The 19,209-nt window shown below is 59.5% G+C and carries 20 protein-coding genes; all 20 read left to right on the top strand.

Annotated elements, in window-relative coordinates:
- The first annotated feature begins 9 nt into the window (after window positions 1–9).
- The 20 genes from BV034_RS02700 to BV034_RS02600 all read left to right on the top strand — a co-directional run bounded on the left by BV034_RS02700 (window position 10) and on the right by BV034_RS02600 (window position 19,201).
- Window positions 10–1,677 carry a choice-of-anchor K domain-containing protein gene (locus BV034_RS02700; protein ID WP_050023875.1) on the top strand — a complete coding sequence of 556 codons (1,668 nt, stop codon included), beginning with the start codon at window positions 10–12 and terminating at the stop codon, window positions 1,675–1,677.
- 27 nt (window positions 1,678–1,704) lie between these two features.
- A complete protein-coding gene (locus BV034_RS02695; RefSeq protein ID WP_050023874.1) occupies window positions 1,705–2,778 on the top strand; it encodes an ATPase, T2SS/T4P/T4SS family in 1,074 nt (357 codons plus the stop codon).
- Window positions 2,765–3,634, top strand: a complete 870-nt coding sequence (locus tag BV034_RS02690; protein ID WP_050023873.1) for a hypothetical protein — start codon at window positions 2,765–2,767, stop codon at window positions 3,632–3,634. The genes BV034_RS02695 and BV034_RS02690 overlap by 14 nt, the downstream gene beginning before the upstream one ends.
- Before the next feature lie 29 nt (window positions 3,635–3,663).
- Window positions 3,664–4,212, top strand: a complete 549-nt coding sequence (locus BV034_RS02685; RefSeq protein ID WP_050023872.1) for a hypothetical protein — start codon at window positions 3,664–3,666, stop codon at window positions 4,210–4,212.
- 32 nt (window positions 4,213–4,244) lie between these two features.
- Entirely contained in the window at window positions 4,245–4,805 is a 561-nt protein-coding gene (locus BV034_RS02680) for a hypothetical protein (protein WP_050023870.1), read from the top strand.
- Complete coding sequence (locus tag BV034_RS02675) at window positions 4,802–5,680, top strand: hypothetical protein (protein ID WP_050023868.1); 879 nt, start codon at window positions 4,802–4,804, stop codon at window positions 5,678–5,680. The genes BV034_RS02680 and BV034_RS02675 overlap by 4 nt, the downstream gene beginning before the upstream one ends.
- Before the next feature lies 1 nt (window position 5,681).
- Entirely contained in the window at window positions 5,682–6,638 is a 957-nt protein-coding gene (locus tag BV034_RS02670) for a hypothetical protein (RefSeq protein WP_050023866.1), read from the top strand.
- A gap of 7 nt (window positions 6,639–6,645) precedes the next feature.
- Complete coding sequence (locus BV034_RS02665) at window positions 6,646–8,139, top strand: hypothetical protein (RefSeq protein ID WP_050023864.1); 1,494 nt, start codon at window positions 6,646–6,648, stop codon at window positions 8,137–8,139.
- Window positions 8,136–8,576 carry a type II secretion system protein gene (locus tag BV034_RS02660; protein ID WP_050023862.1) on the top strand — a complete coding sequence of 147 codons (441 nt, stop codon included), beginning with the start codon at window positions 8,136–8,138 and terminating at the stop codon, window positions 8,574–8,576. The genes BV034_RS02665 and BV034_RS02660 overlap by 4 nt, the downstream gene beginning before the upstream one ends.
- 23 nt (window positions 8,577–8,599) lie before the next feature.
- Window positions 8,600–9,829: a type II secretion system F family protein gene (locus BV034_RS02655; protein ID WP_050023860.1), complete on the top strand. Its 1,230-nt coding sequence runs from the start codon at window positions 8,600–8,602 to the stop codon at window positions 9,827–9,829.
- 193 nt (window positions 9,830–10,022) lie between these two features.
- Window positions 10,023–10,415, top strand: a complete 393-nt coding sequence (locus BV034_RS02650) for a type II secretion system protein (RefSeq protein WP_050023858.1) — start codon at window positions 10,023–10,025, stop codon at window positions 10,413–10,415.
- Between the two features lie 90 nt (window positions 10,416–10,505).
- Window positions 10,506–10,976, top strand: a complete 471-nt coding sequence (locus tag BV034_RS02645; protein ID WP_050023856.1) for a type II secretion system protein — start codon at window positions 10,506–10,508, stop codon at window positions 10,974–10,976.
- 14 nt (window positions 10,977–10,990) lie between these two features.
- Window positions 10,991–11,398, top strand: coding sequence for a prepilin-type N-terminal cleavage/methylation domain-containing protein (locus tag BV034_RS02640; protein ID WP_050023854.1), 408 nt, complete (start codon window positions 10,991–10,993; stop codon window positions 11,396–11,398).
- Between the two features lie 25 nt (window positions 11,399–11,423).
- The gene (locus BV034_RS02635; RefSeq protein WP_050023852.1) at window positions 11,424–11,927 is read left to right on the top strand and encodes a hypothetical protein; all 504 of its coding nucleotides are present in this window, start codon (window positions 11,424–11,426) and stop codon (window positions 11,925–11,927) included.
- Window positions 11,928–11,966: 39 nt separating this feature from the next.
- Window positions 11,967–14,120, top strand: coding sequence for a GspE/PulE family protein (locus tag BV034_RS02630; protein WP_050023850.1), 2,154 nt, complete (start codon window positions 11,967–11,969; stop codon window positions 14,118–14,120).
- A 10-nt stretch (window positions 14,121–14,130) separates the two neighbouring features.
- Window positions 14,131–14,589 carry a response regulator gene (locus BV034_RS02625; RefSeq protein ID WP_050023849.1) on the top strand — a complete coding sequence of 153 codons (459 nt, stop codon included), beginning with the start codon at window positions 14,131–14,133 and terminating at the stop codon, window positions 14,587–14,589.
- 51 nt (window positions 14,590–14,640) lie between these two features.
- Window positions 14,641–17,151: a hybrid sensor histidine kinase/response regulator gene (locus BV034_RS02620; RefSeq protein ID WP_081887534.1), complete on the top strand. Its 2,511-nt coding sequence runs from the start codon at window positions 14,641–14,643 to the stop codon at window positions 17,149–17,151.
- A 100-nt stretch (window positions 17,152–17,251) separates the two neighbouring features.
- Complete coding sequence (locus BV034_RS02615) at window positions 17,252–17,647, top strand: DUF2721 domain-containing protein (RefSeq protein WP_050023846.1); 396 nt, start codon at window positions 17,252–17,254, stop codon at window positions 17,645–17,647.
- 585 nt (window positions 17,648–18,232) lie between these two features.
- The gene (locus BV034_RS02605; RefSeq protein WP_050023842.1) at window positions 18,233–18,496 is read left to right on the top strand and encodes a hypothetical protein; all 264 of its coding nucleotides are present in this window, start codon (window positions 18,233–18,235) and stop codon (window positions 18,494–18,496) included.
- Between the two features lie 99 nt (window positions 18,497–18,595).
- A complete protein-coding gene (locus BV034_RS02600) occupies window positions 18,596–19,201 on the top strand; it encodes an NAD(P)H-dependent oxidoreductase (RefSeq protein WP_050023840.1) in 606 nt (201 codons plus the stop codon).
- The last annotated feature ends 8 nt before the right edge of the window (window positions 19,202–19,209 follow it).

Below are 19,209 nucleotides of genomic sequence, written 5' to 3'. Positions count from 1 at the left end.
TTGGGAATCATGGCGCTCGCTTATTATCGACATAAAAATCAGCAACGCTCCGGCTTTACGCTGGTAGAGCTGATTCTGGCGATTGCCGTTACTTCCGTGCTGGCCGCAGTCGTTGTGGTCAATCTGGTGGGCACAAAGGCCGCCGTGGAGGAGACGAAGCTCCAGGTGGACATAAACAAGTTGAATAATCTTATTTCTCTGTACCAGGCGGATGGGGGCACTTTGACTGGTCTGACGAATCCTCAAAGCGTCGTCGACAAACTGAAAACTGTCCGAACCAACTCGGACGCCAAGCTTCAAGCCGGAGCTCTGACCGGCCGTTACGTGGATGTGCGGCTGGCCACTAAGATGCAGGACAGCACCCAAGCGGCCTCCACAAGTCCGCGGGCTGTCTGGAATCCCACCACCCAGCGCTTCGACATCAGCACCAGCCCTGGGGTGGCCGGAGTTTCCGACTTTGTGCTGGATGACGACCTCGCCGAAAACCTCTACCCTACCGAAACGCGGACGCGCACGGCCATGCAGTACAACGGGGCCAACGGCTGGGTTTGGTCCATCGACGCTACCAACCGCAACAACGCCTTTCTGACCCCGGCGAACGCCACGCTGAATATTCAGGACAACGTCTTCGATCCCACCACTGTTCCGCCCACGGAGACGACTACGACCGGCAGTACGACCAGTGGAAGTACCACCTCAGGCAGCACCACTTCTGGAAGCACGACCAGCGGGAGTACCACTTCCGGCAGCACCACCTCTGGAAGCACGACTTCAGGCAGCACCACCAGCGGGGGAACCACTAGCGGCGGAACGACGGGCATCCTCACCCCCACGACGCTGCCCAAGCCCATCAACCAGCCCAACGGCGCGACTTATAGCGAAGCAGCCTTCCCCACCACTGTGACCATCAACAAAAACGGTGCCCCGCTGTTGGGCAGCGTGTTGCGCTACCGGAAAAACAGCGGTGCCTGGACGGACTATACCGGGCCGATCTCGATCACCTCCGGCGACAAGATCGAATCGAAAAACTTCACGACGGACGCGCTGTTGTACACCGACAGCAGCTCCGACTCCGACACCTATTACAAGCTGGTCGCCAGCTTCACCGGCAGCCACAGTCCCACCTGGACGAGCGTCGCCGGTGGCAGCAATCTCAAATACACGACGGACAACTCCGATCCCGACGGCATCACGGTGAGTCACGGTGACACCCGTCTCGATCTAGGCGGGGGACAGTATCTGGACGCCGGGGTGGAGAACCGCATGGATTTCACCCGTTCCGCCTTCAACGGCGCGGGTGCCAATACCGACTTCAATCTCGGTGAACTCATGATCTTGAACGGCACCACGTTCAACGACTCCGAGGCGACCAGTGCCACGCTGCGGCTCACTCTGGCCCTCACTCAGCCAGTCACCCAGAGCGGCACGGTCAACATCAACTACACCATGGTGAGTACGCCCAATACCAGCGACCGCCTGGCCAGTGCTGACACCGTGACGGTGCAGAACCCCACCACCAGCTTCACGGTCACCACCGGCGGTGTCACGTACACGCTGCAAGTCCGGCTCGTCAGCCTGGATGCAGACTCCGGCGTGGTCTCGGGAAACACCTTCTACATCTATGAGGGCTCCTCCGCCCGGGCCGCCCTGATGGGCAAGTTTGTGAGCAACAAGTAGTCCTACTCCTCCCTCCCCTTTTTCTGCATGACTCCGCAAGACGACATTCATGAGCGCAGCATCCTGGGACAGCGCATCCTGCAAATCTCCCAGAACTCAGGGATCAGCGATTTTTACATCACCCCCTGGGAGCCGCTCGTGTACCGGCTCAACGGCAAACTCTACTATGACGCCTACACCTATGAGCCCACGATGGCACTCGAGGCGAAGGCTGGCACTCAGGACTACGCGGTCAGCATGGGAGGCCGTCGTTACCGTGTGAACCGCCTCTCTACTCGCGGTCGCTCCCGCTGGGTGCTCCGCCTTCTGCCAGAAAACATCCCCACGCTGGAGAACATCTATCTTCCGCCGCCGGCCATCAAGTCCTTCCTGGAAGCCAAGAACGGTCTCTTCCTGGTCTGCGGTGCCACGGGCAGCGGTAAATCCACCACTATTGCCGCCTTGGTGCTGGAGCGGGCCAAGCGCCGTCAGGAACATGTGATCACCTTCGAAGATCCCATTGAGTATCTCTACCCCCAAGGGCTGCCGTCCCTCATCTCCCAGCGCGAAATCGGGACTGACGAACTCGACTTCGGCAAATCGCTGCGGGCCGCCTTGCGCCAGGCTCCCGATGTGATTGTGGTGGGGGAAATTCGCGATGGGGAGACTGCCGAAATCGCCCTTCAGGCGGCTGAAACCGGTCACCTTGTGGTCGCCACGCTCCACACCTCCAGCGCCGCCCAGACGGTGCAGCGCTACCTCAAGCTCATCCCCTCCGACCGGCTGGAGAATGCCATGCTCTCCTTTGCCGACTGCTTCCGCGGCATCCTCTGCCAACGCCTGCTGGCCGATGACCAGAAGCAACGTCGTTTCGCCATTCACGAACTCCTCCTGCCCTACGACTCGGTCTGTGGCGTCATCCGCCGTGGCGAGTTCAAGAAGCTCGATCACGAGCTCGAAGCTGGCATGACACGCGGGATGATCAGCTTCGACCGCAGCCTCCAGCAGCGTGAGTACGAGGGCTGGAAGCCCGCGTTCAACCGCCCCACGGGCTTCACCGAAAACGAGGTGTTCGACTACCTCCAGAAAGAACAACTTCTCTCTTCCTATGCCGCTGCTTGATGACATCAAAAGTGTGCTGTCCTTCGGCGCCTTCCGGCCTGAGCCGGATGATGCCGAAGTGTCTTGGAACAAAAGATTCCTGGGGCGTCGCAGCCTGCTGCTCAACGTGAGCCGCGGTCATGTCTCCTGGCGGGGCTTGACCAAAAAGGGCCGCTTCCAGGATGCCGGCAACAGCGAGGGCGAGTTTGCCGAAGTCGCACCTCAACGTGCAGAAGAATGGCGCACCCTGACAGAGGGCGGCTGGGTCAACGTGTCCATCAACAACCGATTCATCATCTCGCTTGAGAACAACCTCAGCAGGCGGGAGAACAGCGGCGAACTGCTCCGCTCCAATCCGCGCGCGGTTATTGGAGCCAAATTCGACCGCGGCAAGCGATACGCGCTGTTCCATCATCCGCACTCCACGGCCTCCCTCCTCATGGCGTGCGATGACTCCATGGTGAAAACCACGGAGGAAGTGCTTCGCGCCAATGGCCTCAAAGCCGGACGTATCTGCTGTGGTCTGTTCGCCCTTCTGGAGCAGAAACTCACGGAGCTCTGCGGTGCCAAACAGGACCCTAACGCCAGCTTTGTCATCATCTCGTGCTGTGAAGGGTCCATCGCCGCACTCGTTCAACAGGCCGGGCAATGGACCGACCTCCGCTGCCGCAGCGGCATCGGTTCGGAAAGTCTGGACGCGATGATCCAGATCATCGCCCCCCTCGTTCAGAAGGCCCAGCCCGGCACCCCTGTGTACTTCGTCCATGACGGCAACGATCCCAAGTTTGCCGCCGCCATGATGGAGCAGCTTTCCAAGGTCGGCGGCAAGGATGTCACCGCCGAGGACCAGCTCTGGTCCGCCATCGGCCTGAACTAGGCCACAAGATTTTCCACCCCTTTTCCCTCATGAGCCACCTCTGCCACGATTTCAAAAGTCCGCGACCGGACAGCTCCCAGCGCCTGCCCCAGATCTACATGCTGGTGCCGGCTCTGTTTTACTTGGTGCTGCTGGGAGGCTCGTACTTGGGGATCACCTCTTACCTGGGCTACCGGGAGGCTCTCAAGAGCCGTGACTCCTGGGTGCAACAGCAGGCAGACTTCGACACGAACCGCATGAAATATGAGACCGAGCTCACCGAGGTGACGAAGGAGAAATTCAAGGCGGAAAAACTCGCCCAATGGGTGGAGGGAACCCGGAGCCTCCAACCCATAAGCGTGGCAATTGCCCGCGCCCTGCCTCCTGAAATCACCATCGCAGAACTTTCCCTGGAACGCAGTCCGGAGCTTCCCCAGCAGGTGGGGCTGACGGTCCTGATCAACAACGGCACGCTGGAGGATGTGAATCGCATCCAGTCGGCCGTCGGGCTTCTGAACTACCGCCCGTTCAACAGCCAGCAGAGCAAGGCTGGAGAGGCGCTTGAATACAAGTCCATGCTGGTCTGGCAGCAGTTCTGATCCCCCCTTTCACCCACCCACCCCGAAACCCCATGAACGGCAAGAAAATAGCCTGTGTGGTCTTGATGATGATCCTGGCGGGCATCACCTACGGCTCACAGATGCTGCAGAAACGGGCCAAGGCCATGCGCGAGGAGTCCGAAAGCGCAGAAGCCTCCTATGCCAACGCCAAGATGATGTGCGAGGTGCAGGAGAACACGCTCATCAAAACCAAATACGATAATCGCGATTTGCGTGAGTTCCTGAAAGAGTGGGACCCGGAGTTGCAAAAGGTGCAGACCGGGCAGGAAGCCGAACAGGCTCTCCTCAGCATCGTGCGCAACAGCCGTATTCTTACCGTCTCGCAGAAGTTCGAGGTCAAGGACAACAGAACCAACCCGGTGGTTCCGAAGAGCCTGCAAGGCACGCTGGTGGTGCAGGATGACTATGCCAAGACGATGAACTGGCTGGCAGAACTCGAACGGCGGCTTCCGCTGACCTGCATTTCTGTCTGCCGCATGCGGCAGGGCGAAAACGGCCGCCAGCTCAATCTGGAGATCCATTTCGACATCCCGTTGGTGAACCTCAAGGCTGACATGGAGGTGAAGCGATGAACCCGCCCTGGAATCATTTCATAGATCCGCGATCGGTGCAGGCCGGAGCGCTGGCCGCGTGCCTGATCGTCTGCTCTTACGCCGGCGCCCAGGAGAACTTCCTGCCTGACGGCACCGTGGCCCCGGCAGCTCCGGAAAGCGTCAAATACACATTGATCAGACCTGGCGACAAGACTTCCGAGAACGTGAAGGAGAGTGAACGCAACCCTTTCACCAAGGGGGACAAGCTGGTACAAAGCCTGGATCAAAACGGCACGACCGAGGAAAACGACATTCGCGAGCGGCTCTCCAAACTCAGAGTAGTGGGAGTCTCTCCTGGGGCACGTGGTCTCAGGGTCATGCTGGGTGACATGGTGCTCGAACCCGGTGAGGATGTGCCTCAGGTGCTGCCCGAACAATCGATCTCGCTTCGCGTGGGAAACATCTCTCCACGCGCTATCGAGCTCGTCTGGGTCGAAAAAAAGCCCTCCGGACTCCCTCCACGGGTGCTGACCATCCCGGTGGACCTCCGCCCGTATGTGCGGTCCATCCTCAAAGGCCAGGCGAACAGCGTCAACCAATGGGAAAAAGAGAAGCCGGAAACGGCCCGCGGCGTGGTGGCCACTGACTTCCCTGACGTGGCGCAGACCTCCGCCCAAAACCCGACGCAGCTTGCGCAAAATGACCGCTCTGCCCCCAAACCTCCTGCGGCTTCCGCAGCGGCCGGACAAAGCACCTCTCATCAGACACCTGCACAGCCCGCCCAACCTTCCACAGATGGCAGAGACGCGACTGAAACGCCGCACTTCACACTGCCCGCAATCCCCGAGCTGGAAGAAGCCATGAGCCTGCTCAAAAAGCTCGTGCCGCTGAGTGGTGGCGGAGAGAAGAAATAACATGAAGCCGACCCCTGCACAACCTGCCGGCTTCACGGCTGCAGAGATGCTCGTGGCCACGATGATCGGGGCCGTGGTCATCGGCGCTGCCGCGCTGGCCTATGCAACCTTTGTGCGGGCCCAACAGCGTTTCAGTGACGTCGCCACGGTCCGGCTCCCCACCAATGCCAAGAGCAATTTTTATCCTGGCCAGACGGGCACGGACATCTCCACCTACATGGCGCCCAACTACGGCAGTCTGGCGCGCGCCGAAGCCCTGCGGGAGAAGTTCATCACTGACACCGCGCAATCTGTGGCCGTGTACTGCCTCTATCGCGGGACCAACGTCTTCAATACCGTCCGGCCTGCCAGCATCGCCTCCCCGCCCTCGGGCACGCGCATGGACACTCCTGAGGCCTTCCGCACCTATCTCTCCACGGCCATTTCTGGCGCTGGCTCCATCTTTACCAGCTATCGCAACACCGGCGTCACCCCGAATTATTCCGTCTTCTTCCTCGGGTTCTCCCAGACTGCCTCCACCATCCCCGTACTGGCCGTTTATGACGTGGATTTTGTCGAAGCCAAGAACCCCAGCGCCACCAGCACGATTCTAGGAACCTACGCCAGCGTGCGCCGCTACGTGAACGGCGGCCTGACCGCCTACTACGATGTCATCTACCGCGTCAGCGGGGAGACGGAGTCCTTTGTTCCGCCGGTGGTCGCCTTCGAACGCCGTTCACTGAAGGCGATCGCCGAGGGGGCCTCCACGATCGACCGCTTCAAACTCGCGGCCGAGCAGCCGTTCTACTTCATCTTCTGGCCAGATCCTGCGGTGGACTCCCTCGCTCTTCCCGGAAACGTGAACACCGGCGGCGTGCTCAATGGCAGCTACGGCACCACAGACCCAAGGAGGGCCTACAACCACATGGCAGGGCGCACCTCCTTCATGTTCACCACCCCGATGTTCCCCTCCACCTAGCCGATCCATGCACCTCCCCGTTTCCAGCAGCAAGTTTCGCCATTATCGCGGTGCCGCGATGATGTTCGCGCTGGCCATGGTGATGGTCGGCACCATCGCCGTCACGGGGATGATGTATGTGCTGGGTGCCCGCTTGCAGCAGTCGGAGCGCATGGCCTCCGCCAGCCAGCGACGCCTCGCCTGGTTGAACACGGACGCCGCCAATCGCCAGTACGGATACGTGTACAGCTTCCGCGACACCGTTACTCGCGCTGCGAGCAGCGCCTCCCTCGCCACCAACTGGGGCGGACTCCAGGCCTCCGCCTACTCCAACCTCTCTGCGTATGAGACTACGCAGCGCCCCTCCGCTCCAGTGGTGTCCTACCCTTTCAACAACGTTCAAGTGCCGCCCACAGAGGACTCCGGTTATTTCTATGAACGCACGGTGGCCGACTCCAACACCAACCAGGCGGAGCACGTCAGCATGTTCAACTACCTGAAGTCCTATCCCGCACTGCTCCAGGGGGATCTTCTGATTCTGCACAAGAAGGCTGCGAACGCCACGGGGGACTACTACATCACGAACAACATCCGGGTGGATGGTCGGGTGGTCATCTATGACGGAACCGCGCAGACCGCGGACCTTCGGGCCAACAGCTACATTCACATGAAGCCAACCTTCACGAACACCGTGAAGAACAATGCCGGAACCGCCGCGCAGCTCCCGGAAAACTACGCCATCACGCCCACCGCCACCGCAGGATATGGCGGCACAAGCACGCCCACTGCGGTGACCAATGGGACGCTGAAGATGATCAACAACACGGACTTCACCCCCGGCTCCATCTACCACCTTGGGCAGGCCACTGGCACGTGGTCCACGTACAGCTCCACCACCGCCAGCGGGAGCGCCAGCACAGCTGTGCAGATCGTGCAAGAAAACAGCCCCACCTATGCGCCGCCCACCACCTCGCCCTACAACACGACCTACAGCGGCAAGTTCAAGGTCCTCAAGATCCGCCTCAAAAACACCGGCCTCACGCATTGCCGTATCACCGGCGCCTATGACCAGGTGGTGATTGAGGGTCAGACCACAACGACCGAATATTCCACCGCAGACACCCTCTCACCCATCATCGTCTGGCTGGATCCCACCAGCACGGTGCGGGACGTTCGCTTCGTGGGGGAGAACAACCGTCGGTTCATCCTCGCCGCAGGCCCAGGCACCGGCACCGGAGCCGGGACGACTCTTTTCCTCGGCTACCAGAGCAGCAGCATCGTGTCAGGTGGTCCTTTGCGCTGGCGCATGAATTTGATTACCGAGTTCCGCCCCACCTACATCAACCTTCCGACTTCGGTCACTCTTCAGATGACCGGCGGCGTCCGCACCGACTGGGTGCTCAACTGCACCGACTCTGGCACCTCTGTGCGCATCATTTTGCAACGCGAGACCGACCCGGAGAATCTTGAAAAGCTGCTCCCTCGCGACGCCTGGATGGAAACCTACTTTTTGGTTCGATGAACACGCACCGCAACAGCCGGAAAAGCGGCTACACCATTCTCGAAGTGATGATTGCCTCTGCCCTGATCGGAGCAGTGATTGGGGGTGCCGTTTCCCTGGCAGGCACGATGAACCTCCAGGGGGAAACCGCCGAAGTCACGGCCGTGGCGCTCAACTATCAAGACAATGCCGCGCGTCTCTGGCAACTGGGTCTGACTCCGGCTGAAGTTCTGGCCGTGCTGCCCCATGGGACCAACAACAGCATGCTGGAGTCCGCTGTCGTTCCCTATGGCACCGCCCCGGGCACCCAGGTGAGTTTCACCAGCGAAGGCACCGTTGCCCTGGCCAACTCCATGGGCACGCTGGAGGATGTCACCTGCTCTGTGACCATCCGGAACCCCCTCTCTACCGCCCATCAAGCTGTCGCAGTGGAAGTCTACCGCCCCAGCATTCGCTGAGATTCCATCCTCCTTAGATACCCATGCTCAAGAAAGTCCTCATCACGAATATCCATACTGGCGGCACACACGAGTCGTTCGTGGAGACGGACACGCACGAAAAGGCACTCATCGGGTCCGGCATGTCAGGGGCCGAAACTGCCACCATCGAGGACATTGTGGGCCTGGATGAGACGGTTCACAAGATGACCCTGCCGAGGGAAAACCTGGATGACCGGGTGGTATTCTTCAACGGCCTGGCCCGCTGTCTGGAGCGAAACATCGGCATGATCAAGAGCCTGCAACTCCAGGCGAACCGTGTGAAGTCGCCCAGGTACCGCGGGGTGATTGCGGAACTGGTCTATGATCTGTCCATTGGGGAGAAGTTCAGTGACGCCATTGCCAAGCATCCCTCCGTTTTCCCCAAGGAGCTGCTGAGCCTCATCATCGCCGGTGAGGAAGCGGGTCAGCTTTCCACCGTCTGCCGACGAATCGGATCAGCCCAGAAGAAGACTGCGCGAATCATCAAAAAGCTGAAATCTGGGATGATCTATCCTGGAGTGGTGGTCACTTTGGGAATTGGGGTCATCATCATCATGAGCTACACGCTGGTTCCAGCGATGCAGAAGCTCTACACCTCCCTTAAAGTACCGCTTCCCCTTGGCACCAAGGCGCTCGTGTTCATGTCCGAGACGCTGATTCATCAGCCTTGGACGCTAGCCATCCCCATCGGCGGGCTGGTCATGTTCTTCAAGAACTGGGGACGCATGACGAGCACGCGAACCGCCCAAACGCTCTTCCTCAAGCTACCTATCATTTCCAACTTGGTCCGGAAGTCCGCGTCTGCCGTCAGTTTCCGCTGTTTGGCCATGTTGCTGGAGGCAAACGTCCGGCTTTCAAACGCTCTGGCCATCACCGCCGAAGCCTCCTGGCATTGGCACTACCGCGAATTTTTCGAGCGTCTGGCGGGCCACATCAACGTCGGACGCACGATGCACGAATCATTCCTCATTGAGTCACATTGGCTGGGCGACGATGGGCGCACCATCTGCGGCCTCATCGAGCTCGCCTCGGAAACAGGTGCCGGCACGGAGATGCTCAACGAGATCGCCGACGACTACGAGGACGAACTCGATACCCTCGCCAACCAAGTCGACAAGATTATCGAACCCCTCACGATGATGATCCTCGGCCTGATGGTGGGATTTCTCGTGTACGCCATCTATGGGCCGATCTTCAACCTAGGTGACGCCATCCTTCCCGGTCGAAAATGAGAATCAAATGGACCGAAACTTATTGTTCACACAGCCAGATTGCCAAATTTTACCAAACTCACTGCAACAATTATAATTTTGAGTTGACGATTATCTAAGAAATGATAGAATTCCCACTGTTATCATAAATGATCGATCTGGCTAAACACTTTCCTCAGTACTCCCTAAACAAGAAACTCAGACAACCCTACCTATGAAAAACACAGCGCCAAAAAACATCATTGCCAAGGGCTTCAGCCTTATCGAAATGCTCGTCGTTATCGCCGTTATCGGTGTGATCGCCGCCATCGCCATCCCCAGCATCAGCGGCATCAACGATGCGGCTGACAAGACCAAGAGCCAGCGCAATGCGCAGAACATCATCTCGGTGTATCAAGCTGGCATTGCTGCCGGTATCGACTGGAAGGCAGCAAGTGAAACGGATCTGGTTTCCAAGGTCGTTAAAGGCGACAAGGTAACAGCCGGTGCCTTCAAAGACAAAGTCTTCCAAGTTCCCGGCCTCAGCGCAACGGAGCAAACTGCCGCCGTGGCTTACATCAAGAAAGACGCCACCACTGGGGTTTACGGCTATGTGAAGGGTGACTAAGGTCGCGCCTGAGTTTGCACACAGCGCGGGCTCGCTGGTCAATCCATTGAGCCCGCCTCATTTTGAGTTGGTTGATCCGTTAGGGTAGCCATGAACACACACTTCCGCCACTCACGGTCCGGTTTCACCCTGGTTGAAGCGTTGGTAACGATTGCCATCCTATCGATCATGGCAGGGGTGTTGATCAGTGCTTTTTCCAGCGCTACGACCGACACCAGCCGCACCATTGCCCGTCAGCAGCAAGCAGCCATCCAAAATGCTGTTAATGCCTGGGTCAATGGAGATACCAACCGGGTGAATGTCATCAATGCCGCCACAGGCAGCGCAAAACTCCGGACCGTCGAAGAAATTCGCACGGACTACAACAGTCGCACCACGTCTCTGGCCCGGCTTAATCTGGTCGCTAGCTATCTTGACGACCCCACGAAGAATCACTTCTTCAACACCACGACCAACTCGGACAAGATCAAGAGCGAGGCACTCACTGCGACCAAGCAGTACATCACCCTGCCCACCTGGGCATCAGGCAGCTATCCGCAGGTGCTCCTCACTGCCGAGTAACCGAAATCCGGCTTATGCAAAGCAACCTTTCCCTCCGGCGTCACGGTCAATGGCAACCCGCCTTTTCGCTCGTCGAGATGCTGGCAGCAGTGGCAATCATCGGCATCATTGCCTTCCTGGCCATCCCGAACTTGATTAAGATGCGAGGTGACAGCGAGCGCAACGTCGCCATCGCCCGCGCGGAGTCAATCAACATGGGCATGGCCACTTTCATCCAGGTGCGCGGACGCACTCAGGCCGTGGCCGACTGGACTGCCGCAACTACTGACCAGCTCAAGTACGCCAAGATCGCCCCCTACATCTCCTTCTCCGAGACGAACCTGACTGATTTCATCCCCAACGGTTACTCGATTACGTTCCGAACGATCGACCCCCTCGCCAAAGTCACACTTAAGCAGGGCACCACAGTTATCAGTTACTAGGATCAATTTGACCTCGAACGCTGCCATGAAGGGAACACGGACATCGGCAAGGGACAAACGAGGGAAAGCTGGCATCAGCATTATCGAGCTCATCATCGTCATCGCTGTGATTGCTGTGATCGCGGCAGTCGCCATTCCAAGGTTCAGCGACATGACGGAAAGCTCTCGCGCTGCCATCGCCAAGAACGCACTCGAAACGCTGAACACGGCCGTACACCGGTTCAACATGAGCAACTATGAATTGCTCTTCACTGGCGTGGCCCCCTCCGGACAGGATGAAATCCTCATCCTGCGGACCATGCAATATCGCAACCCGGACAATCCCAAGCCAGGCTCCCCCTACATGCGCAATGACTGGAATCCCGATATTTCCAGCAGCGCTGATGACTATCGGTTGATGTGGACAGGCACCATCTACAAGATGATCCCACCTGGCGAGGCAGGCACCGGACTGAAGGTTAACTTCGACGGCTCTGATCTCGGCACGGCCTTTGTTTTTCCGCCAAACTTCACGATGGCCGGAAAGTAGCTCACAGCATCTCTATTCTCCGATTTCCCGAGCCTCCTCATGTCCGTCGCCCCGCAGTCGTCACCTCTCAGTTTTGCCACCAGTGCCTCCGCTCCAGGTACGGAGCCTGTAGGCGTGAAGGAATCGCTGGTGATGACCATCGAAGGGGTGGCATTGCAAAACGGTCTGGTGCCGGTGAACCTGTTGCGCGAGAGTTGTCCCCCGGAGGCGGAACGCATTCTCAGAAAGCTGGGCCGGATGCCGTACACGGCAGATCCCTGGCTGCCAGTGGCGACGCTCGGACCGTTGCTGATCATGGCCCATTTCAACCCCAAGGCCACGGACAACTGGGGCGTGCCTCCCACCCTCACGGTGCGGGTCCTTATTTCCAAAGATCAGTATCAGAAGACGCGGCAGGATTTTGCCAACCGCTGCCAGCAGAATCCCATTCCTCAGGAGAACCCTTTGGAAAAGCTGGAGGTACCCCGCCTGAGTGAGGGGGGCCTGGATGCGGCGTTCGAATGGCTGCTCAAGAATTATCCTTACGAACCCTCGGATGCAACTCGCCTGCGCGGCTACTACGCCGTGCTCAGAGACAAGAAGCAGGCGCCTGGCGTTGCCGACTTCAACGGACTACAGCGCAATCTGGGAGTGGCGCTCCGCTACCTGACCACGGACGGCAAGGCGCAGGTTTACAACGCCCAGGAAGCACCCCGGCAGCAGTTGTTCCCCCATCACCTGCTGGAGCGCTTCAACGTGTATCCGCTCTATGCAGGGCGGCATTGCATCTACCTGCTGAGCGAAACTCCGGACAACTATGCCTTTGAGGACGAGTGGCTCTCCCTTGGCAATGAATCCGGCAAGATCATCCCCGTGCTGGCTGATCCAGCCGCCATCCGGGAGGCCATCGGCAGGGCCGCCGCCAACTTCGACCCCAACTCGGTCGCCAAGGTGGAGGAAACGAATCTGGCAGAGCGGGAGGAGAGTGATGTGGTGGAGATCAGCGCCGAGGATATGGCGCGAGTCAATCCACAGAACCCAAACCACTCGGCTGAGGAGCTCATGCACTGGGCGCTTTTCACCTCCATCCGATGCCGGGCCAGTGACCTTCACATTGAGAAGTTTCACAACGTGACCCGGTTCCGGGCCCGTATCGACGGCAACCTCAAGGTCATTCTCACAGCTTCCGAGGAGCTGCTCTCCCGGTTCGTTGCACTGGTCAAAAACTATTCCAACATGAGCCAGACGCGGCAGGAGGCGCAGGACGGCCGCTTTGCCATGCGCCTCGGCCGACGTCGCCTGGATGTTCGTGTGGCCGCCATTCCGACGCGACGGGAGTTCCAGAAGGTCATCATGCGTTTCCTGGACAAGCAGGACGGCGTGCGTCACCTCAGCGACTTTAACCTCAGCCAGCGCCAGCAGGACATCTTTACCCGCGTGATGCGCCGGGACCAGGGCCTGGTGCTGGTGACCGGCCCTACCGGTTCAGGTAAAACGACCACCCTCTATGCGCTGCTCAACAGCGTGAACGAGGTAGACGTCAATATCCAGACGATCGAAGATCCGATCGAGTATGAGGTGGAGGGTATCAACCAGACGCAGACCAACCCTGTGTACGGCCTGGACTTTGCCAACGGCCTCCGGGCTCTGCTGCGGGCTGACCCTGACATCATCCTGATTGGGGAATCCCGTGACACCGAGACCGCCCAGGCGGCGGTGAACGCCTCTCTCACCGGCCACCTCGTGCTGACCACCCTGCACGCGAACGATTCCCTGCGGGCTGTCTCCCGCCTTCTCTCCATGGGTGTGGAGAAGTATTTGCTCGCCGATTCTCTTGCGCTCAGTCAGGCCCAGCGGCTGGTGCGAAAACTCTGTGGATACTGCAAACGTCCGGTCGCCGCCTCGCGCGAGATCCAGGAGCACCTGTTCAAACAGGGAGCCATCACGCACGCGCTCACCCAACCGGTGTATGAAAAGGTGGGCTGCGACGAGTGCCATGGCACCGGCTACAGCGGTCGAATTGCCCTCATGGAACTCTGCGAAGTAAGCGACGAGATCCGCGATCTGGTGGAGGCCGCCGCCCCGCTTTCCGCCTTGCGCGCCGCTGCACTCACCCAAGGTTTCCGCACACTTTATCAGGAGGGTCTGTTGCAGTTCCTTGCTGGCAACACGACATTGGACGAAATCCGCTGCCTCTCCTACACCGCCATTTAAGACCCTGCCCATGAGCTTAGCTGCCCCCATTCCTGAAAACCCTGAGCCCCAGGCGACCATGCCGGCGTTCAGAGGGCGCATCCTGCTGGTGGACGATGAACCGGTGCTCCGTGCCCTGGCCAGCACGATCCTCACTTCCCACCGCTGGGAGGTCCTGAGTGCCAGCAGCGCCGAGGAGGCCGCGCAGATTCTCAGATACTGTGTCCTGCACCACACTAAAATTGATCTGTTGATCCTCGATCTGGTGCTCCCCGGAGGCATGTCCGGCATGGAGGCACTTGAGGCGCTCCGCATCATCCAGCCGGGCATCCCCGTCATCGCCTGCAGCGGTTTCTTTGTTGATGAGGAGAGCATCGCAAGCTGCCGGCGTATGGGATTTGATGACGTGCTTCCCAAGCCCTACACTCCCCGCGCGCTCGCGGAGATGGTGCTTCGCATTTTGCCAAACGCCGTCCTCCCGTTTCAGTGACCGAATTCCAGGTTAACAACTCGTACCGACAGATAGCCGTCAGGTGATTTCATGGCTCCCCGTATCAAAGCACTGTTGTTGAGCACAAGGTTGTTGTTCCTCACCTTGATTGCCCTCGTTCTGGCCGTTGCCGCGGCCGGGACCGGCTTTGTATGGCATGAGCTGGATTCCGCCCGCTCCGCACAGCGCACCTATCTCCTCGGCCTTGCATTCACCGGTGCTGCCGAAGTCAAACGCGTCCTTGGAGCAGATGCGAATGCCGTCATCCCAGAGCAGATTCCCTGGCAGACGGAAGAAAACCTGCGCCGTGAGTTGATGGACCTGCAGGGCCCCCATTCCCTCACCAGCCTCGGCACTTTTGTTGAAGTGGTGCGCCACATTCCCAACGAGGCTTCTGGGGACAAGAAGTTCCGCACCACTTCCAAATTCACGCTCACAGGGTCGGATAAGCTGGCCTCGCCAGGTGACGCTGAAGTCGGCGTGATGGAAGCCCTCACACTGGTCTCGGCAGGTCTGCCCTATGCGGCTTCCTCCCGCTTCATTCGCAACAAGGAGGGCGACATCGCCACCGCGGAGTGGATCGTGGCTGCTGTCCCCATCAACCGCGCCGACGGCACCTTGATGGGCACGATGGTGGTGGAGCAGCCCATGTACAGTGTGAAGCACCTGCTCGCGTCGCCCAAGCTGGTGGCGGTGCTCTCCATTGCAGGAGGAGCGGGTCTCCTTCCCGGCCTCTTCCTCTCCCTCTACATGGGACGTCGCCTGGGCAGACGGGTGCGGGACATCACCGAGGGTCTGCTGGCCCTGCGCCAGGGCCTGCTGACCCACCGCCTGCCCCAGAAGGGGATCGATGAAATCGCCGAGGCCCTCCAGGTCTTCAATGAGACGGTGGAGCACCTTCAAATTGAGGAGGAGCGCAAGCAGAAGGTCATCAGCGACTCCCTCGCCGCGAAGCGCCAGGCGGAGTCCGGCATGGCCGCCAAGGCGGACTTCCTGGCCAACATGAGCCACGAGATCCGCACTCCGATGAACGGCATCATCGGCACCACCTCCCTGCTGCTGGACTCCCGGCTGGACAACGAGCAGATGGAACTGGTGCGCATGATCCGCACCAGCGGCGAGAGCCTGCTGCACCTCATCAATGACATCCTGGACTTCTCCAAGCTGGAATCCGCCCGCATGGTTCTGGAACGGCTCCCGGTCAGCCTCGAAAGATTGTTTCATGAGACCATGGGCATCTTCGCCTTCAAGGCGGCGGAGAAGGGCGTGGAGCTCAACTACCACGTCAGCGAGAACATCCCGCGCCACATCACGGGCGACTTCCAGCGCCTGAAGCAGGTGCTGGTGAATCTGGTGGCCAATGCCGTCAAGTTCACCGAGCGCGGCGAGATCCTCGTCGTGGCCCAGCCGATCGTGCGCAAGCTGCCGGATGGCGGCGAGTACACGCTGCTGCAGGTGTCGGTGCGGGACACCGGCATCGGCATTGCCAAGGACAAGCTTCCGCTGCTCTTCCAGGCCTTCACACAGGCCGACACCTCCACCACCCGCAAGTACGGCGGCACCGGCCTGGGCCTGGCCATCTGCCGGAAGCTCTGCCGTCTCATGGGCGGGGAGATCAGCGTCACCAGCGAGCTGGGCGGTGGCTCCAACTTCTTCTTTGAAGTGCCCATGACGACCGCCCAGGATGATGCCGAGGCCCTGGAGGAGGAAACCCGCTGGGTGCACACGCTGCGCGGCCGTCCGGTGCTCGTTCTTTCCCAGAACCAGACCACCGCCAGCATCCTCACCCACAGCTGCCGCCTCTTTGGCATGACCGCACAGGCCCGGGCACTGGACCCTGCTGCCAATGCTGACGATCTGCTCAACGGCGCACCACCGCTGATCATCCTGGACCTCGTCACTCCCGTGCGTCATCTGGTGGAGAAGATCGCCAAACGCGCCTGCGCCCTGAACATCACCACCCTGGGCCTCGTGTCCCTGGGTCATGAGCAGGTGAAACAGACGCTCCAGTCCGCCGCCGGCCCCCGCTCCCTCTTCATCCACAAGCCAGCAGGCCGTCGGGAGCTCCTCAAGGCCCTGGCCCAGGTCACCGGCATCGACGTCAAGCCGTCTGTGCTGAACCTGCCGGAAAGCCCTGCCGCCCCCGAGCGCCAGACCTTTGCCCAGGATCACCCCGCCCGTATCTTGCTGGTGGAAGACCAGCCCATGAACCAGAAGCTGGCGAAGATGATGCTCAACAAGCTGGGGTATCTGAATGTGGACATCGCCCAGAACGGTCGCGAAGCCGTGGACATGGTGGTGGACGCGTCTTACGATCTGGTCTTTATGGACCTCCAGATGCCCATCATGGGCGGCGAGGACGCCACCCGGGAGATCCGGGCGAACTTCCACGTCAAACACCAGCCGGTGATCGTCGCCATGACGGGGCACACCCTGAGCGGGGTGAAGGAGTCCTGTATGGAGGCCGGGATGAATGGATTCCTCTGCAAGCCCGTGAGCCTTGAAGACCTCCGCAATGCCATTGCCGGGAACCTCAACAGCGGCATGGCCCTGCGGAGCTGACCGGTCCGAGCGGGAAACCGGCATTGAGGCACGATTCCCGCTGGCGTAAGCTGTGCGGCAGCTGGTTCTGACCAGATCTCAGCCGCCCGTGCCTCATGTTATGACGCTCACCACCCCCGCTCTCATCTTCCCGGCCATCTCCCTCCTCCTGCTGGCCTACACCAACCGGTTCCTCGGCCTCGCCAGCGTGGTCCGTGCTCTGCACGCCAGCTACAAGACGTCCGCAGACCCCATCTACCTGAAGCAGATCCACAATCTGCGCCGCCGGATCAAGCTCATCCGCGACATGCAGTTCTTCGGAGTCCTCAGCATCCTGATTTGCACGGTGTGCATGCTCGTCCTCTTCTTCGGCTGGGACACCGCCGGCAAGATCCTCTTTGGGCTCAGTCTGTTGACCATGATCACCTCCCTTGTCCTCTCTTTGATTGAAATCCAGATGTCCGTGGGCGCACTGGATCACCAGTTGAAAGACCTGGAGAAGGGATGTGAGGAATAAGTTGTAGTTGACTCCACTTTAAATCTCTTTGCGCCATTCGCGAATTGCGAATAAACATGAGGTGTGACGCTTAAACCCCCAAGACGTGCTCGTCTCACTTAAGGTGGCTTCGTTGTCTGCAAACGTGACGTACGCGGCACTTGCCAGCTCTCTGGGCATGAGCGCGTCCGAAACACATGCAGCCGTCCGAAGAGCGCAGCAATGTCGTCTCCTCACCCGGGACAGTCATCCTGGACCAGTCTGGAGAAATTTGCATGACCTAATCGTTTACGCACTCCCGCTGGTCCTGCCGCTCGAACCCGGCCCCCCTGCCACGGGTATGCCAACTTCCTACGCGGCGGCACCGATTGCTGACCAGATTCTGATGGAGGATCAAGGGATGCCGCCCGTTTGGCCCTCACCTTACGGCACGGTCCGGGGAATCTCGATCATACCCCTCTACCCCTCTGCACCTCATGCAGCGACGATGGATCTCTGCTTGTATGAATGGCTCGCGATCACCGATGCTTTGCGGTCTCAGGAGCCCCGGGTCCATGAGCTGGCACGGAACCAGGTGGAACATAAAATTCGTGCCGCGTCGATCCGATGAAACTCACTCACGAAACCATTGCTGCGGCACTATCCCTAACCGCCCGGCTGTTTGAGCAGGTCGCGAAAACTCAAGGTGCCAAATTTGTGTTTTTGGGTGGAGCAGCAGTGCCGCTGTATCAAGATGTCATCTCCTTTGCAGGCTTTGCCATGACCAAAGACGTCGACATCCTGGCGTCAGTGATAAGCCCTAATAGCAAAGCAGAACTAGAAAAAGCCCTTTCCCAAGTGGGGTTGGCCACTTCTCTGCACACTCTCTGAGCTCTCCGTCTCATTGCAAGTCCCACCGGATCTGCTGAAATCGCGAGTGTCCCAGTTGATCCGGCTGGCGTAGCCTCCCTTCCTGCTGTCGCTCCCGTTATGAAACGCATCCTCCTCGTCCACGCGCATCCTGCCATTCGGAGGTCTCGCATCAACAAGGCGCTGCTGGCGGCGGCGCAGGGGGTGGAGGGCGTCACGGTGCATGATCTCTACGAAGAGTATCCGGACTTTCACATCCAGGTGGCGAGGGAGCAGGAACTGCTGCGGCAACATGACGGTGTGGTGTTTCAGCATCCCTTTTACTGGTACTCGACCCCCGCGATCTTGAAGCAGTGGGCGGATCTGGTGTTGCAGCACGGTTTTGCCTACGGGGAAAACGGCCGGGAACTGGAGGGCAAGTTCTGGATCCAGGCCATCTCCACCGGAGGCATGGCGGAGGCTTACTGTGCGGTGGGCTACAACCGCTTCTCCATCCGCCAATTGCTGGCTCCTCTAGAACAAACGGCCAGCCTCTGCCGCATGCAGTTTCTGCCGCCGTTTGTGGTTCACGGGACTTTTCAGCTCACAGAAGCTGAACTTCAACAGCACGCGGATCACTACCGTCACGTGCTGACCCATCTGTGCAGCGATGCCTTTGAACCTGGCAAGGTGCTGGCTCATGATTCGCTCAATCTTGCGGTCCCTCTTCCCCAGACGCGCTCCTGACTCCCGCC

The sequence above is a fragment of the Verrucomicrobium sp. BvORR034 genome (assembly GCF_000739635.1).
In the GTDB taxonomy this organism is placed as follows: domain Bacteria; phylum Verrucomicrobiota; class Verrucomicrobiia; order Verrucomicrobiales; family Verrucomicrobiaceae; genus Verrucomicrobium.
The sequence above is the reverse complement of the archived record's forward strand: the minus strand, read 5'-3'. Positions and strand labels throughout refer to the sequence as shown.

What these genes read in the sequence shown, in the direction of transcription:
- BV034_RS02675 (WP_050023868.1), top strand. Translation starts at nt 4,802, where the DNA reads ATGAACCCGCCCTGGAATCATTTCATAGATCCGCGATCGGTGCAGGCC.
- BV034_RS02600 (WP_050023840.1), top strand. Translation starts at nt 18,596, where the DNA reads ATGAAACGCATCCTCCTCGTCCACGCGCATCCTGCCATTCGGAGGTCT.
- BV034_RS02695 (WP_050023874.1), top strand. Translation starts at nt 1,705, where the DNA reads ATGACTCCGCAAGACGACATTCATGAGCGCAGCATCCTGGGACAGCGC.
- BV034_RS02680 (WP_050023870.1), top strand. Translation starts at nt 4,245, where the DNA reads ATGAACGGCAAGAAAATAGCCTGTGTGGTCTTGATGATGATCCTGGCG.
- BV034_RS02635 (WP_050023852.1), top strand. Translation starts at nt 11,424, where the DNA reads ATGAAGGGAACACGGACATCGGCAAGGGACAAACGAGGGAAAGCTGGC.
- BV034_RS02625 (WP_050023849.1), top strand. Translation starts at nt 14,131, where the DNA reads ATGAGCTTAGCTGCCCCCATTCCTGAAAACCCTGAGCCCCAGGCGACC.
- BV034_RS02685 (WP_050023872.1), top strand. Translation starts at nt 3,664, where the DNA reads ATGAGCCACCTCTGCCACGATTTCAAAAGTCCGCGACCGGACAGCTCC.
- BV034_RS02605 (WP_050023842.1), top strand. Translation starts at nt 18,233, where the DNA reads ATGAAACTCACTCACGAAACCATTGCTGCGGCACTATCCCTAACCGCC.
- BV034_RS02670 (WP_050023866.1), top strand. Translation starts at nt 5,682, where the DNA reads ATGAAGCCGACCCCTGCACAACCTGCCGGCTTCACGGCTGCAGAGATG.
- BV034_RS02655 (WP_050023860.1), top strand. Translation starts at nt 8,600, where the DNA reads ATGCTCAAGAAAGTCCTCATCACGAATATCCATACTGGCGGCACACAC.
- BV034_RS02630 (WP_050023850.1), top strand. Translation starts at nt 11,967, where the DNA reads ATGTCCGTCGCCCCGCAGTCGTCACCTCTCAGTTTTGCCACCAGTGCC.
- BV034_RS02620 (WP_081887534.1), top strand. Translation starts at nt 14,641, where the DNA reads ATGGCTCCCCGTATCAAAGCACTGTTGTTGAGCACAAGGTTGTTGTTC.
- BV034_RS02700 (WP_050023875.1), top strand. Translation starts at nt 10, where the DNA reads ATGGCGCTCGCTTATTATCGACATAAAAATCAGCAACGCTCCGGCTTT.
- BV034_RS02665 (WP_050023864.1), top strand. Translation starts at nt 6,646, where the DNA reads ATGCACCTCCCCGTTTCCAGCAGCAAGTTTCGCCATTATCGCGGTGCC.
- BV034_RS02640 (WP_050023854.1), top strand. Translation starts at nt 10,991, where the DNA reads ATGCAAAGCAACCTTTCCCTCCGGCGTCACGGTCAATGGCAACCCGCC.
- BV034_RS02645 (WP_050023856.1), top strand. Translation starts at nt 10,506, where the DNA reads ATGAACACACACTTCCGCCACTCACGGTCCGGTTTCACCCTGGTTGAA.
- BV034_RS02690 (WP_050023873.1), top strand. Translation starts at nt 2,765, where the DNA reads ATGCCGCTGCTTGATGACATCAAAAGTGTGCTGTCCTTCGGCGCCTTC.
- BV034_RS02615 (WP_050023846.1), top strand. Translation starts at nt 17,252, where the DNA reads ATGACGCTCACCACCCCCGCTCTCATCTTCCCGGCCATCTCCCTCCTC.
- BV034_RS02650 (WP_050023858.1), top strand. Translation starts at nt 10,023, where the DNA reads ATGAAAAACACAGCGCCAAAAAACATCATTGCCAAGGGCTTCAGCCTT.
- BV034_RS02660 (WP_050023862.1), top strand. Translation starts at nt 8,136, where the DNA reads ATGAACACGCACCGCAACAGCCGGAAAAGCGGCTACACCATTCTCGAA.